This is a genomic window from Microvirga lenta (assembly GCF_020532555.1).
Classification (GTDB): Bacteria; Pseudomonadota; Alphaproteobacteria; order Rhizobiales; family Beijerinckiaceae; genus Microvirga; species Microvirga lenta.
This window is the reverse complement of sequence record NZ_JAJBBR010000015.1, coordinates 72,053-86,921: the sequence shown is the minus strand read 5'-3', so window position 1 is coordinate 86,921 and position 14,869 is coordinate 72,053. Positions and strand designations below refer to the sequence as shown.

The window sequence follows — 14,869 nt, the reverse complement described above, 5'->3', positions numbered from 1 at the left end:
CATGGATTCCTTTGATTATGTCATTGTGGGTGGCGGCACGGCGGGTTGCGTGCTGGCAAACCGGTTGAGCGCATCCCCGCAGACCAGGGTGCTCGTGCTCGAGGCCGGAGGGCCCGATAGCGGCTTCTGGATTCCCATTCCCGCAGGCTTCAGCAAGCTCCTCACCAACGCCAAATACAATTGGCGTTTCCAGACCGAGCCCGAGGAGAACGTCCATAACCGGACGATCGTCGTGCCTCGCGGCAAGGGGCTCGGCGGGTCGACCCTGATCAACGGCATGATCTTCGTGCGCGGCCAGCCCCAGGACTACGACACCTGGGCACAGCTCGGCGCCACCGGCTGGAGCTTCGAGGACGTGCTGCCCTACTTCAAGAAGCTGGAGAACTTCGAGGACGGAGCGAGCGACCTGCGGGGGCAGGGCGGTCCCGTCAACGTCGTGCGCGTGTCCGAGCGTCCCGAGCTTTCCGAAGCCTTCATCGCGGCGGCGCAACAGGCAGGACTCCCTGCCAACCCGGATTATAACGGCGCCAGCCAGGAGGGCTTCGGCTATTATCAGGTCAACCAGCGGAAGGGCCGGCGCTGGAGCGCGGCGGATGCCTATCTGCGCCCGGCCATGTCCCGTCCGAACTTGACGGTGCAGACCAACGCCCACGTGACCCGGATCGATTTCGAGGGCCGCCGGGCCGTTGGCGTGACCTACAAGATCGGGAACGAGGAGCGGACCGTCAGGGCGCGCGCCGAAGTGATCCTTACGGCAGGAGCCGTCCAGACGCCGCACCTGTTGGAATTGTCGGGTGTCGGCCAGCCGGAGGTGCTTGCAGCGGCCGGGATTCCCGTCCGGCACGCACTGCCCGGCGTCGGCAACAACTACATCGACCATTTCGCCACCCGGATGAACTGGCGGGTCAAGAAGCCGATCACGCTCAACGAGAAAACGCGTGGGTGGCGTCTCGGCATGGCCGTCGCCCAGTACTACCTGACCCGCAAGGGCATTCTCACCCTCGGCACAGGTCTCGCCCACGGTTTCGTCAAGACCAGGCCGGAACTCGAAACGCCGGACGTCCAGTACTTCTTCGTTCATGCGAGCTACGCCAATGCGGGCGAGCGAAAGCTGGATCGCCTGCCCGGCATGACCATAGGCGTGACGCAGCTGCGCCCCGAGTCGCGGGGCACGATCCACATCAAGAATCCCGACCCGCTCACGCCTCCGGCGATCCGGCCGAACTTCCTGGCGGTCCGGACGGATCAGGAAGCGCTCATCGAGGGTATGCGGATCGCCCGTCACATCATCGAGCAGCCGGCCATGGACCCGTACCGCGCCTATGAGATGAGCCCGGGCGTCGAGGTCAACACCGACGAGGAGTGGCTGGACTTCGCAAGGCGCAACGGTCAGACCATCTATCACGCCATCGGGACCTGCAGCATGGGCAGGGGTCCCATGGCGGTGGTCGACGAGAGGCTGAGGGTCCGCGGACTCGACGGACTGAGGGTCGTCGACGCGTCCATCATGCCCACGATGGTTTCGGCCAACACCATGGCGGCCGTGCTGATGATCGCCGAGAAGGGGGCGGACCTCATCAAGGCCGATGCCCGGGTGGCCGCCTGATCGGCGCCGGTTTCCCGACATTCCGCTCGGCGATGGGACGTGCGATAAGCCCCGCAGCCCACCGTCACGCAAGCTTCCGGACTTAAACGGTGCGCAGACACCGGGGAAGTCGCGACATGCTGGATGATCAAAATCTGGTGCTGAACCAGTTCTTCACGCTCTGGGCCATGCTGGATCCGTTGGGCCATCTGCCGCTCTTTCTCGGAGCGACCTCGGAACTCGATCGCAAGGAACGGCGGCGTGCCGCCATGCTGGCGGTCTTTTTCGCATTCTGCATTCTCCTCTTCTTCGGAATCGCGGGGCAGTTCCTGCTCCACGCCATGGGGATCTCCCTCATTTCCTTCCAGATCGCTGGAGGCATCATCCTTCTGCTCTTCGCCATCTCGATGGTGTTGGGGGAGGGGCATTCGGCCGCGAAATCCGTCGACGAGCCCGCCGGGAACACCTTGAGCGTGGCCGTCTACCCCCTGGCGACACCCATTATCGCCGGGCCGGGCGCCATGCTGGCCATCATCATCCTGACCGACAACAACCGCTTCACCCTGACCGAACAGGTCGAAACCTTCGGCGTTCTGGCCGTCGTTTTGAGCGCGATGCTCGTGATTTTCACGCTGGGGGACTTCATCAGCAACATCATCGGCAAGGGCGGTACCAACATCCTGCGGCGGGTCATGGGGGTCATCCTGGCCGCCCTCTCGGTGAATCTGATCGTCAATGCCCTGGTGGAGTGGCTCCACCTGCCAGCCCTCTAAGGCAGCTCGGGCAGGAAAACCCCGGGAGCGAGGCTCGGAAAGGGCTGCCGCTCCCGTAATGGGTAGAGGATTTCTCTCCGTGGTCGCATAATTAGCCGGCAACCTGATTGCAGGATCGCCGATGGAGGACTAAGCAGAGCGATTGAGCCTTTCGCACGATCCAGAGGAATGAATGTCCGCCACCTCCGTCTTGATCCATCTCCTCGGTGAGATCGCCCTGCTGCTGTGGGGCATCAACATGGTCAATAGCGGGGTTCAACGGGCCTTCGGCAGCGATCTGCGCTGGATCCTCGGGGTCGGCCTGAGAACCCGCCTTCGGGCGTTCCTGGCCGGCGTCGGCGTGACCACGGTCCTTCAGAGCAGCACAGCCACAGCCCTGATGGTGGCCTCCTTCACGGCAGGCGGCGCGGTCGACGTCATTCCCGCCCTGGCCGTGATGCTCGGGGCGAATGTCGGCACCACGCTGATCGTCCAGGTTCTGTCCTTCGACATCACGCTGATCTTTCCGTTCCTGATCTTCGGCGGCTACATGGCCTACCGGCGCGGAACGTCCAGCAGGACCAAGGACTTGGGGCGGGTGACCATCGGCCTCGGCCTGATGCTCCTGTCGCTGCATCTCCTGTCGGAGACGATCCACCCGATCGAATCGTCGGACGTGCTCAAGAGCCTTCTGGCCGCGATCGCGCCGGACCCGCTCATTCTGGTCCTGTTGGCGGCCATTCTGGCCTGGGCGGCCCATTCCAGCGTCGCAGCGCTTCTGTTCATCATGTCCCTCGCCAGCGCCGGGGTCATCGATCCCCATTCGGCCCTCGCGATGGTTCTCGGCGCCAATCTCGGCAGCTCGCTGAACCCGCTGCTCGAGGGCACCGGAGGCGACCCGGTGAAGCTGCGCGTGCCGTTCGGGAACCTGGCGATGCGGGTGATCGGGTGCGCCCTCGCTCTGCCGCTGATCGGCCTGTTGCTGCCGAATCTGACCATGCTGGACCCCAACCCGGCCAGGATGTCGGCCAACTTCCATACGATCTTCAACCTCGCGGTGGCTGCGATCTTCATTCTGCCCCTGCCTTGGATTGCCCGCCTGCTGCTCAGGATGTTCCCGGAGCGGATTCGGGCCTCGGACCCGGGCGTGCCGCAATATCTCGACGTGGATGCGCTGGATACGCCGTCGGTCGCGCTCTCCAACGCGGCGCGCGAGGTGCTGCGCATGGCGGACACGGTCGAGACCATGCTGCGCGGCTCCCAGGATCTCTTCCATCAGGACGATATCAGCCGCGTGAGCGCGATTAGCCAGACCGACGACGTGGTGGATCGACTCTACACGGCGATCCGGCGCTATCTGAGCTCCATCAACCACGAGGCCCTTAGCGCAGCCGAGGCGAGGCGTCTTTCCGACATTCTCGCCTTCGCCATCAATCTGGAGCACGTCGGCGACATCATCGACAAGAACCTGATGGAACTGGCCGCCAAGCGCATCAGGAACCATCTGCGGCTCCCGAAGGACAGCCTTGCCGACATCGACAGCATGCATGCCAAGCTCCTGGAGCACCTCCAGCTGGCGGCATCGGTCCTGATGTTCCAAGATCTCGGCTCCGCTCGCAGGTTGGTGGCGGAGAAGGAGCGCTTCCGCGAGATCGAGCGGACGATCACCCAGCGAAACCTCGAGCAGCTCCGCTCCGGCAAGTCGACGGGCGACACGAGCGCCTTGCAGCTCGATATCATCCGCGACCTGAAGCGGATCGAGGCCCACATTGCGGCGACAGGCCACTCGCTTCTGGAACAGAGCGGCGAGCTGAAACCCAGCCGCCTGACCTCCTGACGCGGATCAGCGCCAGCCATTCGCCCTGAGGGACTGCCAGTCCACGTAACGAACCTCCTCCGGCAGACCGATGTCCCGTCGGTCATGCTCGTTCAGGTGGCTCAGATCCGTGATCATGGGCTTGTCCTTGCGGGGAGCTGGGCGGAGCCAGAGCTTCAGGCGCAGCCAAACGCTATCCACACCGCGAAGGCGGCGGACATCTTCGTGTTTCATGACAGCCTACCGATTTTCACCTTTGTCGGGGCGCGTCGGCCTCGACGATGCAGCCTCAAGGTGCGCCTCCAGACGCGACTTGACAAAGCGAAAGCGGGAGGGCTGCCATAAGGCAGCCTTATGGATCAGCCATGTCTAAACTTCCTCCCATGAGCGCGATTCGCGCCTTCGAAGCGGCAGCCCGCCACCAGAGCTTTACCCGTGCCGCTCAGGAGCTCGGCATGACTCAGGCCGCCGTGAGCTATCAGATCAGAATGCTGGAGGACCGGATCGGCGCGCCCCTGTTCGTGCGCCTGCCGCGCCATGTCGAGCTGACCGCCAGGGGCCGCCAGCTCGCGCCGGCAGTGACGGAGGCTTTCGAAGCGCTGAGGGTGGCTTTCGCCGGGGTCGAGAACGCCGTCCAGACGGTGCTTTCGATCACGACCCTCACGACATTCGCGTCCAACTGGCTCGTGACGAGGCTGGGGCGCTTTCAGCAGCTTCACCCCAACATCGCGGTTCAGATCTCCGCCTCGTCGCAGATCGTGGACTTCGCGCAGAACGATTTCGACATCGGCATCCGCAGCGGGACCGGAGATTGGCCCGGGCTCGAGGCGCATCTTCTTTTCCCGAACCAGTTCACTCCTGTCTGCAGTCCGGACCTCCTGCGCCAGGTCGAACTGCGGGAACCGGCGGATCTGCTGAAGCTCCCCATCCTCACGCCCAGCGATCCGTGGTGGAAGGACTGGTTCACCGCCGCAGGTCTGCCTGACGTGGATCTGTCCAACCGCCCCGACAACTCCCTCGGCGCACAGCAATTCGAGGGCATGGCGGCCATGGCGGGGCAGGGGGTCGCGATGATCAATCCCTACTTCTTCCCCAACGATCTTGCCGCCGGCCGGCTGGTCCAGCCGTTCGACCTCCTGGTCCAGGCCGACCGGAGCTACTGGCTGGTCTACCCGAAGGCGCGCAGGCGGTCGGCCAAGATCCTGGCCTTCCGCGACTGGGTGCTCAGCGAGATCGCCGGAGACATGGAGAAGGCGGGGGCACAGATGGCCGGGCAGGGGAGCGCCGGTTCCTGACGCCCCTATTCGGCGGCCTGGGCTTCCGGCGCCTTGTCCTTCAGGCGCACGAGCATGTCCAGGAGCGCGCGGTCGTGGAGCACGACCATCCGCTCCTTCTGCTTCAGCCAATGAAGGGCGTCGTCGATGGTTTCGGCATCGGCCAGCTTGGCCTCTGCGAGAGCCCTGTCCGCCTCGATCTCACCCCTCTTTCGGGGCGCGACCGGCGGAAGCATCTCCACGTGCCGATCCCTCAGATTCGGGTCGGCGTAGATTGCGCGAAGAGCGTCCTCGTCGTCGAATCCGAGGGTGGCGTTGCGAGCCTGCAATTCGTTGGCCCGCACAGCGATGGCAGGCGGCCGGTGCTCCTCCGGCGTCAGGAGCAGCCCCATGCGCTTCAGGGCAAGACCTGCTCCGAGCTGGCCGCTGAGCCAAGAGAGGGGGATCGCCAGAAGAAGGCCGAGGATCGTCGGTGACATCCAGAGGAACAGGGAGGTGGCGATCATGAAGGCCGAGATGCCCGCAAGGGCCCCCAGAACCGTGTGCGCCCGGTGGCGGCGCACGATGTCCCGCATGGGGATCGAGCCGTCGTCGCGCCGCTGGGGCTGCCAGCCGGTGTCGCGCCCGAGGAGGATCTGGAAGACCGAACCGGACTGGATCAGCATCATGATCGGCGCCAGGAGGGCCGAGAGAACGATCTCGATGACGGAAGAGACGATCAGCCGGAAGCCGCCTCCGGATTCCCGGCGGTCCTTGCCCCTCAGGAGCATCAGCAGCAGCCCGAAGAGCTTCGGTGCCAGCAGGATTCCCATGGTGAGCGCAAAGAGGGCCAAGGCGCGCTCGGGGTCGAATCGCGGCCAGATGGGATAGAGCCTGAAATCCCGGGCGAAATATTCCGGGCGGATGTAGGTGGTCTGGAGGACCAGCGCGATACCGACGATGAGCTGGAACAGCCAGAACGGCGAGGCCAGATAGGACATGATGCCGGTGGCGAAGTGCTGGCGCGTCGCAAGCTTGAGCCCTTTTGCGGTGATCACCCGCATGTGCTGAAGGTTGCCCTGGCACCAGCGCCGGTCGCGGGCCGACAGGTCGATCAGGGAGGGTGGGCTCTCCTCGTAGGAGCCGCCGAGATCCGGCAGCATGTAGATGTCCCAGCCGGCGCGCCGCAACAGGGCCGCCTCGACGAAGTCATGGCTCAGGATGTGCCCTCCGAGCGGAGGTTTGCCGCGCAGGTCCGGCAGGCCGCCATGGGCGGCAAAGGCCTTGGTGCGGATGATCGCGTTGTGGCCCCAGTAATTGCCGTCGCGCCCCATCCAGACCGACAGTCCCATGGCGATGACCGGGCCTGTGACCCGCGCAGCGAATTGCTGCAGACGGGCGAAGAGGGTGTTCCGGTTGATGATCAGGGGCAGCGACTGAATGATGCCGGCGTCGGGGTCGGCTTCCATCGCCGCCGCGAGCCGCACGATGCACTCGCCTGTCATCAGGCTGTCCGCATCGAGCACGAGCATGTGCTCGTAGTGCCCGCCCCAGCGCGAGACGAAGTCGGCGATGTTGCCCGCCTTGCGGTGATAGTTCTTGGGCCGGTGCCGGTAGAAGAAGCGGGCACCGCCCTCTCCGAGGCGCTTGCGCAGGGCGAGGAAGGCCCGCTCCTCCGCGACCCACGCATCCGGCTGCGTGGTGTCGGAAAGGATGAAATAGTCGAAATGGGAGCCGAGCCCCGTGCGCTCGACCTCCTCGTAGATGGCTTCGAGGGCCGCATAGGTCCGGGATGTCTGCTCGTTGTACACGGGCATGACGATGGCGGTGCGGTGGGCGAGCGCCGAGGGCAGGGCCGGCCCCTGGCGCGGCTTCTTCAAGAGCGCGAAGAAGCCCAGGAGCGAGCTCGTGAATGCGATCGCGATCCAGGAGAAATTGACGGTGAAGAGCGCGACCAGGGCCCACTGGAGAATCGTGGTCCGGCTGACCGACACCACCTGGTACATCTCGTAGGTGCCGTAGGCGGTCAGCAGCAGGCCGCCGCCGAACACGAAGAGCCGCGCCAGCCATGTTCCCATCATGGGATGACGGTGGAGAGGACGCCGCTCCTGAGCCGCCGACCACCGCCGAAGGTGCTGCGTCGGCATCTCCAGGTGCTTTTCAGGCGGCATCACAGGGGCGGGCCCTTCACGGCCCGCCGCATTCGAATCGGGACCTATGGTGTCCAACGATAAAGCCATGTCTCGCTAATCGGTTTCCCGCCTGCTTCAAGGATGAGGCGCATCTCACACGCGTTTTCGTTCCCGGGGTCAAGCTCGAATGCGACGCGTACCGTGTTCCGCTCCGGATAGACCCAGTTTTTGAGATCCTGGAACGTCCCGGGACTGACTGTCAGGACGGATCTAAGGTCTGCAGGCAGGTTTTCACCCAGGGTTTCGGTAGAGAAGTCCACGGCGAACCGCTGCCGGCGCCCCGCAGAGCCCCGCCCGACCCTGGTCGACGTGACCGTGGCAAGGGGAGGACGCTCCGGAGGGGTCCAACACCAGTACTGGCGGTAGGCGAAGGAGACCTCCGAGCCCGCAGCCATGGGAACTTTAGGGCGCCAATAGGTCAGAATGTTGTCGTTGATTTCCGCATCCGTCGGGATCTCGAGCAGTTGGACGCTCCCCTGTCCCCAGTCGCCGAGCGGCTCGATCCAGAGACTCGGCCGGAGTTCGAAGCGCTGGTTGTCGTCCTGGAAGGCCTCGTAGCTGCGATCCCGCTGCAGGAGCCCGAAGCCCCGGGGCGAGTTGTCGACGAAAGCGGAAATCTGGAGCGTCTCGGGATTGTGAAGGGGGCGCCAGAGCCACTCGCCTTGGCCGTTATGCATCTGAAGACCGGCGGATTCGTAGGCAGCCACCCGGATGTCGTCGGCGCTGCGGCGGTCGTTCGGCCCGTAGAAATACGTCGATCCGATCCCGCCGAGGCCCACATGCTCGAGATTGACACGGGGAAAGAGGGTCGTCTCCACGTCCACGATCGTCATGTCGCCGGGCCGGAACGTCATTCGGACGGCACCGGTGGTCGATTCTGAATCGACGACGGCATGAGCCGTGATGCTGTTGCTTCCGACTGCTGGCCTCTCGAGCCAGAAGGCCCGGAAGATCGGAAATTCCTCTCCCTTCGGATCGGCAGGCTTCAGGGTCAGCGCCCGCGCAATGGCTCCGAAGTTCTGCCCCCTGGCGCGGGCGCGGAAGAAGGTTGCGCCTTGAACCAGAGCGAAGTCGAAGGGCGTTCCGTCACCCGAGGTGGCGACGAGCCGGAAGCCAGAGAAGCCGATATCCCCGAGATTGTTCGGCGGGTTGGGCTGGCCGTAATCGAACTGCGACGGATCGTAGCCGACCCTGCGGACCGCCCCGTCCTCGACGAGGTAGAGGTCGACCGCGTTGGTGAAGACGAATCCCCGATGCAGCGGCTCGACGGCGATTCCCCGCGCCTCGTTGCCCCAGATCGGCGGCTGCCGCGACTTGATCGCGATATACTGTTCATAGGTCAGGTTCGAGAAGAAATCCGGCAGGTCGTTCGGCGGCTGCACGAATGGCTTTTTCGCCAGCTGCCGCGCCAGATCGACGACCGCCGCAGGATCGAAGCGCTGATTGTCCCCCATTCTTGCAAAGATCGTAGCCTGCGGCGTCTGCGCGCGCAGGTTAGGCGAAAAGCCAAGGGCGGCGACCGACACGCCGATATAGGCCAGCATGTCGCGCCGGCGGGGATGGGACGGGGAGGATGCCCCCAGCAGAACCGGCACAGCGAAACTCTTGTGTGAACGAGGCTGATAAAGCCAAACAATAGGAACCCGTATACATATCTGCAATCATGAGCGCGAAGTAAACGAGCAGAGGGCGCAATCTGCCCCTGCCCAGATGAACGATTGCCGAATTACCCACTCTGAGCTAGCTGCTCTCGAAACCGCCACCGGACCGATACACTATGACCTCTTCTCCCACGTCCCAGACGGCTTCCCCCCGTAGCTGCCTCGCCATCGTCCTGGCGGCAGGCGAAGGCACGCGGATGAAATCCGACAAGCCGAAGGTCCTGCATGAGATCGCCAATCGGACTCTGGTGAGTCACGTGGTCGCTACCGTCGTGGCGGCCGGCGCCACCGAGGTCGCCGTGGTAGTCGGCCCCGACAGGGACGATGTCGCAAGGGAAGCGCAAAAGATCATGCCGGCGGCCGGAATCTTCGTGCAGCGCGAGCGGCTCGGAACGGGCCATGCGGTGCTGAGCGCTAGGCCGGCGCTGGAAAAGAAGCCGGACGACATCATCGTGGTCTATGCGGATACGCCCCTCGTCAGCGTCGAGACGCTCGAGCGGCTGCGGAGCCCCCTCGCATCCGGAGCGTCGGTGGTGGCTCTCGGGTTCGAGGCGAAGGATCCGACCGGCTATGGCCGCTTCATCATGGCGGGCGATCAGATCCTCGACATCCGCGAGCACAAGGATGCCACCGAGGCGGAGCGGGCGATCTCCCTCTGCAACGGCGGGCTGATGGCCATCCGCGGCGATGTGGCGCTGACCCTTCTCGAAAGGGTCGGCAACAGCAATGCAAAGGGCGAATACTATCTCACGGATATCGTCGCCATCGCTCGCGAGCTCGGACATGCGACGGCTGCCGTCGTTGTCGCGGAGGAGGAGGTGCACGGGGTGAACGACCGCGCCCAGCTCGCGGCCGCCGAACGCATGATCCAGGACCGGCTGCGCCAGGCCGCCATGGCCTCGGGGGTGACCCTGATCGCTCCGGAGACCGTCTTCCTGAGCCACGATACCAAGCTCGGACGGGACGTGGTCGTCGAACCGCATGTGGTCTTCGGCCCCGGAGTCGTGGTGGAGGACCGCGTCGTGATCCACAGCTTCAGCCATCTGGAGGGAGCCCGCATCGCCTCGGGCGCCGCCGTCGGCCCCTATGCGCGCCTCCGTCCGGGCGCTTCCCTCGGCCCCAAGGCCAAGGTCGGCAACTTCGTCGAGATCAAGAACACCGAGCTCGGGGCAGGCGCCAAGGTCAGCCACCTGACCTATCTCGGCGACGCCAGTGTGGGGGCGGAGGTCAATATCGGCGCCGGCACAATCACCTGCAACTACGATGGCTTCGGCAAGTACAGGACCGAGATCGGGGAGGGAGCCTTCGTGGGGTCGAATTCCTCCCTCGTGGCGCCCATCCGGATCGGAAAGGGCGCCTTCGTGGGGTCGGGCTCCGTCATCACGGAGGACGTGCCCGACGATGCTCTCGGCCTCGGCCGCGGGCGTCAGGTCGTGAAGGAAGAGTGGGCAAGCGCCTTCCGCGAAAAAGCCCTGGCGGCGAAACAGAAGTGATACGAGGTGTCACAATTGGTCACGCAAGTTGATTTGAGAGGCCGTTGAAGCCTCGCTAGCAGAGCCACAAGCTTAACGTTCAGCAGTTGTAAGAAGGGCGCCTCGCAGGATGTGCGGAATCGTTGGAATCGTCGGCAAGACCCCCGTCGCGGCACAGATCGTCGAAGCGCTCAGGAGGCTGGAGTACCGGGGTTACGATTCCGCGGGCGTCGCGACCCTCGAGGACGGACGGCTCGACCGGCGGAGGGCCGAAGGGAAGCTGCGCAACCTCGAGGTCAAGCTCTCCCAGGCGCCGCTCTCCGGCATCATCGGGATCGGGCATACCCGTTGGGCGACCCACGGCAAGCCGAACGAGACCAACGCCCACCCTCATGCGACGGACAAGCTGGCCGTCGTCCACAACGGCATCATCGAGAACTTCCGCGAGCTGAAGACCGGGCTGGAGGCCAAGGGCGTCCGGTTCGAGACCGAAACGGATACCGAGGTCGTGGCCCAGCTGGTCACCTACGAAATGCGCCAGGGACGTCCGCCCGTCGAGGCGGTTGCGGTGACGCTTCCGCGCCTGCGCGGCGCCTTCGCCCTGGGCTTCCTGTTCTCTGGCGAGGACGACCTCCTGATCGGCGCCCGTCACGGCGCGCCGCTTGCCCTGGGCTACGGCAACGGAGAGATGTATCTCGGTTCGGATGCGCTGGCTCTGGCGCCCTTCACCGACGAAATCACCTACCTGGAGGACGGGGATTGGGCGATCCTGCACCGGACGGGAGCCGATATCCGCGATGAGAGCGGGCAGAGGGTGCAAAGGCCGCGCCACAGGATCCCTACCGGCTCCTTCATGGCCGACAAGGGCAATCACCGCCACTTCATGGTCAAGGAAATCCACGAGCAGCCGGAAGTCGTCGGCCGGACCCTCGCTCACTACGTGGATTTCAGCGCCGGACGCGTCGCTCTGCCCTTCGACCTGCCCTTCGACTTCAAGGACCTGAAGCGCCTGTCGATTTCCGCCTGCGGCACGGCCTATCTGGCGGGGCTGATCTCGAAATACTGGTTCGAGCGCCTGGCGCGCATTCCCGTCGAAATCGACGTGGCGTCCGAGTTCCGCTACCGCGAGGCCCCTCTCGAGCCGGGCAGCCTGGCGCTTTTCGTGTCCCAGTCCGGCGAGACGGCCGATACGCTGGCTTCGCTGCGCTATGCCTCCGCCGAGAAGCAGCACACGCTCTCCGTCGTCAACGTACCGACCTCCACCATGGCCCGCGAGAGCGCCGTAGTGGCGCCGACGCTGGCGGGCGTCGAGGTCGGCGTCGCCTCCACCAAGGCCTTCACCTGTCAGCTCTCCGTGCTCCTGTCCCTCGCCATCGCAGCGGGACGGGCGCGCGGCACCCTGAGCGCAGAGGAGGAAAAGGAACTCGTCGATGCCCTGATCGGCGTGCCGGGGCTCATGAGTGAGGCCATGAAGCGCGAACACCAGATCGAGCTTCTGTCCCGCGAGCTCTCGAAGGCCAAGGACGTTCTCTATCTCGGCCGCGGCACGTCCTATCCCCTCGCCCTGGAAGGGGCGCTGAAGCTCAAGGAAATCTCCTATATCCACGCCGAAGGCTATGCGGCCGGCGAGCTGAAGCACGGCCCCATCGCTCTCATCGACGAGACGATGCCGGTCATCGTCATCGCGCCTCACGACGCGATCTTCGAGAAGACCGTCTCCAACATGCAGGAGGTCGCCGCTCGCGGCGGGCGCATCATCTTGATCACCGACGAGAAGGGTGCCCTGGAGACCGATCTCGACACCATGGCGACCATCGTGATGCCCTCGGCTCACCCGATCGTCGCGCCGATCGTCCACTCGGTTCCGATCCAGCTGCTGGCCTACCACACGGCGGTCTTCATGGGCAAAGACGTGGACCAGCCGCGCAACCTGGCGAAGTCGGTGACCGTGGAGTGAGGATCAGCCCGCCCGCAACAGCCTGATCGCCGAGTCCCGCTCGAACAGGTAGAGCAGGACGCGCAAAGCCTTGCCCCGGTCGCTGACGAGATCGGGGTCGCGGTCGACGATGAGGCGCGCATCGTCGCGTGCCGCCCCCAGGAGGTCGCCGTCGGCTTCCAGGCGGGCGAGCTTGAAGCCCGGCGCGCCCGACTGGCGGGTGCCGAGCACCTCGCCTTCGCCGCGCAGGCGCAGGTCCTCCTCGGCGATCCGGAAGCCGTCCTCGGTCTGGCGCATCATTTCGAGGCGCGCCTGCGCCACCTGTCCGAGCGGCCCCTTGTAGATCAGGAGGCAGGTGGAGGACCGTGAGCCGCGTCCCACGCGCCCGCGCAGCTGATGCAGCTGGGCGAGGCCGAACCTCTCGGCGTGTTCGATCACCATGATGGTCGCGTTCGGCACGTCCACCCCGACCTCGATCACGGTGGTCGAGACGAGGATCTTCGTTTCCCCACGCGAGAAACGCTCCATCGCGGCATCCTTGTCCCGCCCGGCCATCTTGCCGTGCACGAGGCCGACCTCGTCCCCGAAGACCGACCGCAGCTGCTCGTGACGCTCCTCGGCGGCAGCCAGATCGACCGTTTCGGATTCGCCCACGAGGGGGCAGACCCAGTACACCTGATCGCCGTTGGCGATGGCGCGCCCCATGGCGCCGATCACCTCGTCCAGGCGCTCGATGGAGATCAGCTTGGTGGCGATGGGCTTGCGCCCTGCCGGCTTCTCGCTGAGCACCGAGACGTCCATGTCGCCGAAATAGGTCAGGGCCAGGGTTCGGGGGATCGGGGTTGCGGTCATGACGAGGATGTCGACGGCCTCGCCCTTGGAGCCGAGGGCCAGGCGCTGATGCACGCCGAAGCGGTGCTGTTCGTCGACGACGGCGATGCCGAGATCGTTGAAGGCGACGCCCTCCTGGAACAGGGCATGGGTGCCGACCGCGATATCGATGCTGCCATCCGCCAGCCCCGCGAGAACCGCCTTGCGGGCCGAGCCCTTCTCGCGCCCGGTCAGCAGGGCCATCGTGAGGCCCGCCTCCTGCGCCAGGGGAGCGATCCGCTCATAATGCTGGCGCGCCAGAATCTCGGTCGGGGCCATGAGAGCCGCCTGCCGCCCGGCCTCGATGGCACTCGCCATGGCGAGAAGGCCGACCACCGTCTTGCCGGAGCCGACATCCCCCTGGAGCAGGCGCAGCATCTTCTTGTCGGCCACCAGATCGCGGCGGATGTCCTCGACGGCGCTCGCCTGGGAGGCGGTGAGGCCGAAGGGCAGGGAGCGCTTGATCTTCTCGACGAGACGGCCGTCGCCCGCATTCACCCGGCCCGGCAGGCGGCGCATCCGGCTGCGCACGAGGGCGAGGGCGAGTTGGGATGCAAGGAGTTCGTCATAGGCCAGACGCCGACGGGCGGGAGACTTGGCAAGGGCCTCCTCGGAGACCTGCGCGGCGCTGCCGGGTCTGTGAATGGCGTGGAGGGCAGCGGAGAAATCGGGAAGCCCGTTGCGGTCGAGCCAGGCCGGGTCCTGCCACTCGGGCAGATGAGGCACTCTTTCGAGCGCCGCCCCGACATAGCGCGCGACCATGCGCGAGGAGAGCCCCTCGGTCAGCCCGTAGACGGCTTCGACCGCTGGCAGATCCGCAATTCCCTTTTCGTCCAGGATGCGGTCCGGATGCACCATCTGGCGCATGGATTCCCAGAGTTCGATCCTGCCCGAGACGTAGCGGCGCTCGCCGACAGGCAGCAGCTTTTCGAGCCGAGCCTTCTGGCCGTTGAAGAACACGAGGGTCACGTCGCCGGTCTCGTCCTCGACCAGGATCCGATACGGCGCCCGGCGGCCGGGAGGAGGGGGGCGATGCGCGACGACGGTCACGGAAAGCGTCACCGGTTCCCCGACGGGGGCATCCGCGATGGAGCCCTTCATCTCGCGTGAGACGCCGCCGCTGGGCAAGTGAAAGAGAAGATCCATCACCCGCGTCGGACGTCCCTGCTCCCCGAGCAGGCGGTCGAGCAGGGGCGCGATCTTGGGTCCGACCCCGGGAAGGGTGTTCGCCGGGGCAAAGAGCGGGTCGAGAATGGAAGGGCGCAAAGACATTCTAATGGGTGGCAAGACGGTTGGAGATGGTTATATAGCGGCCAAGCCGCCTTGAGGCGA

The 14,869-nt window shown here is 65.3% G+C and carries 10 protein-coding genes; 6 read left to right on the top strand and 4 right to left on the bottom strand.

The genetic code is table 11. The features are described from left to right. The first annotated feature begins 1 nt into the window (after window position 1). The 3 genes from LGR44_RS19725 to LGR44_RS19715 all read left to right on the top strand — a co-directional run bounded on the left by LGR44_RS19725 (window position 2) and on the right by LGR44_RS19715 (window position 4,174). A complete protein-coding gene (locus LGR44_RS19725; RefSeq protein WP_226742427.1) occupies window positions 2-1,606 on the top strand; it encodes a GMC family oxidoreductase in 1,605 nt (534 codons plus the stop codon). 116 nt (window positions 1,607-1,722) lie between these two features. Then, on the top strand, window positions 1,723-2,358 hold the full coding sequence (locus LGR44_RS19720; protein WP_226742426.1) for a MarC family protein: 636 nt from the start codon (window positions 1,723-1,725) through the stop codon (window positions 2,356-2,358). Between the two features lie 172 nt (window positions 2,359-2,530). After that, a complete protein-coding gene (locus LGR44_RS19715) occupies window positions 2,531-4,174 on the top strand; it encodes a Na/Pi cotransporter family protein (protein ID WP_226742425.1) in 1,644 nt (547 codons plus the stop codon). 6 nt (window positions 4,175-4,180) lie between these two features. Here LGR44_RS19715 and LGR44_RS19710 read toward each other — a convergent pair whose 3' ends face one another. Further along, entirely contained in the window at window positions 4,181-4,387 is a 207-nt protein-coding gene (locus LGR44_RS19710) for a hypothetical protein (RefSeq protein WP_226742424.1), read from the bottom strand. Window positions 4,388-4,518: 131 nt separating this feature from the next. On the opposite strand from LGR44_RS19710, the gene gcvA reads away from it, so the two are divergent. After that, complete coding sequence (gene gcvA / locus LGR44_RS19705) at window positions 4,519-5,448, top strand: transcriptional regulator GcvA (protein WP_226742423.1); 930 nt, start codon at window positions 4,519-4,521, stop codon at window positions 5,446-5,448. 5 nt (window positions 5,449-5,453) lie between these two features. Here gcvA and mdoH read toward each other — a convergent pair whose 3' ends face one another. Together mdoH and LGR44_RS19695 are read right to left on the bottom strand one after the other, a co-directional pair. Beyond that, entirely contained in the window at window positions 5,454-7,646 is a 2,193-nt protein-coding gene (gene mdoH / locus LGR44_RS19700) for a glucans biosynthesis glucosyltransferase MdoH (protein ID WP_226742422.1), read from the bottom strand. Continuing rightward, window positions 7,622-9,193 carry a glucan biosynthesis protein gene (locus tag LGR44_RS19695; RefSeq protein WP_226742421.1) on the bottom strand — a complete coding sequence of 524 codons (1,572 nt, stop codon included), beginning with the start codon at window positions 9,191-9,193 and terminating at the stop codon, window positions 7,622-7,624. The genes mdoH and LGR44_RS19695 overlap by 25 nt, the downstream gene beginning before the upstream one ends. A 182-nt stretch (window positions 9,194-9,375) precedes the next feature. Here LGR44_RS19695 and glmU point away from each other — a divergent pair, with 182 nt between their 5' ends. Then, window positions 9,376-10,752 carry a bifunctional UDP-N-acetylglucosamine diphosphorylase/glucosamine-1-phosphate N-acetyltransferase GlmU gene (glmU, locus tag LGR44_RS19690; protein WP_226742420.1) on the top strand — a complete coding sequence of 459 codons (1,377 nt, stop codon included), beginning with the start codon at window positions 9,376-9,378 and terminating at the stop codon, window positions 10,750-10,752. Between the two features lie 109 nt (window positions 10,753-10,861). Continuing rightward, window positions 10,862-12,688 (top strand): glutamine--fructose-6-phosphate transaminase (isomerizing), encoded by a 1,827-nt coding sequence (gene glmS / locus LGR44_RS19685; RefSeq protein ID WP_226742419.1) that lies wholly within the window; start codon window positions 10,862-10,864, stop codon window positions 12,686-12,688. A gap of 3 nt (window positions 12,689-12,691) precedes the next feature. Here glmS and recG read toward each other — a convergent pair whose 3' ends face one another. Then, complete coding sequence (gene recG, locus LGR44_RS19680; RefSeq protein ID WP_226742418.1) at window positions 12,692-14,809, bottom strand: ATP-dependent DNA helicase RecG; 2,118 nt, start codon at window positions 14,807-14,809, stop codon at window positions 12,692-12,694. Window positions 14,810-14,869 lie beyond the last annotated feature (60 nt).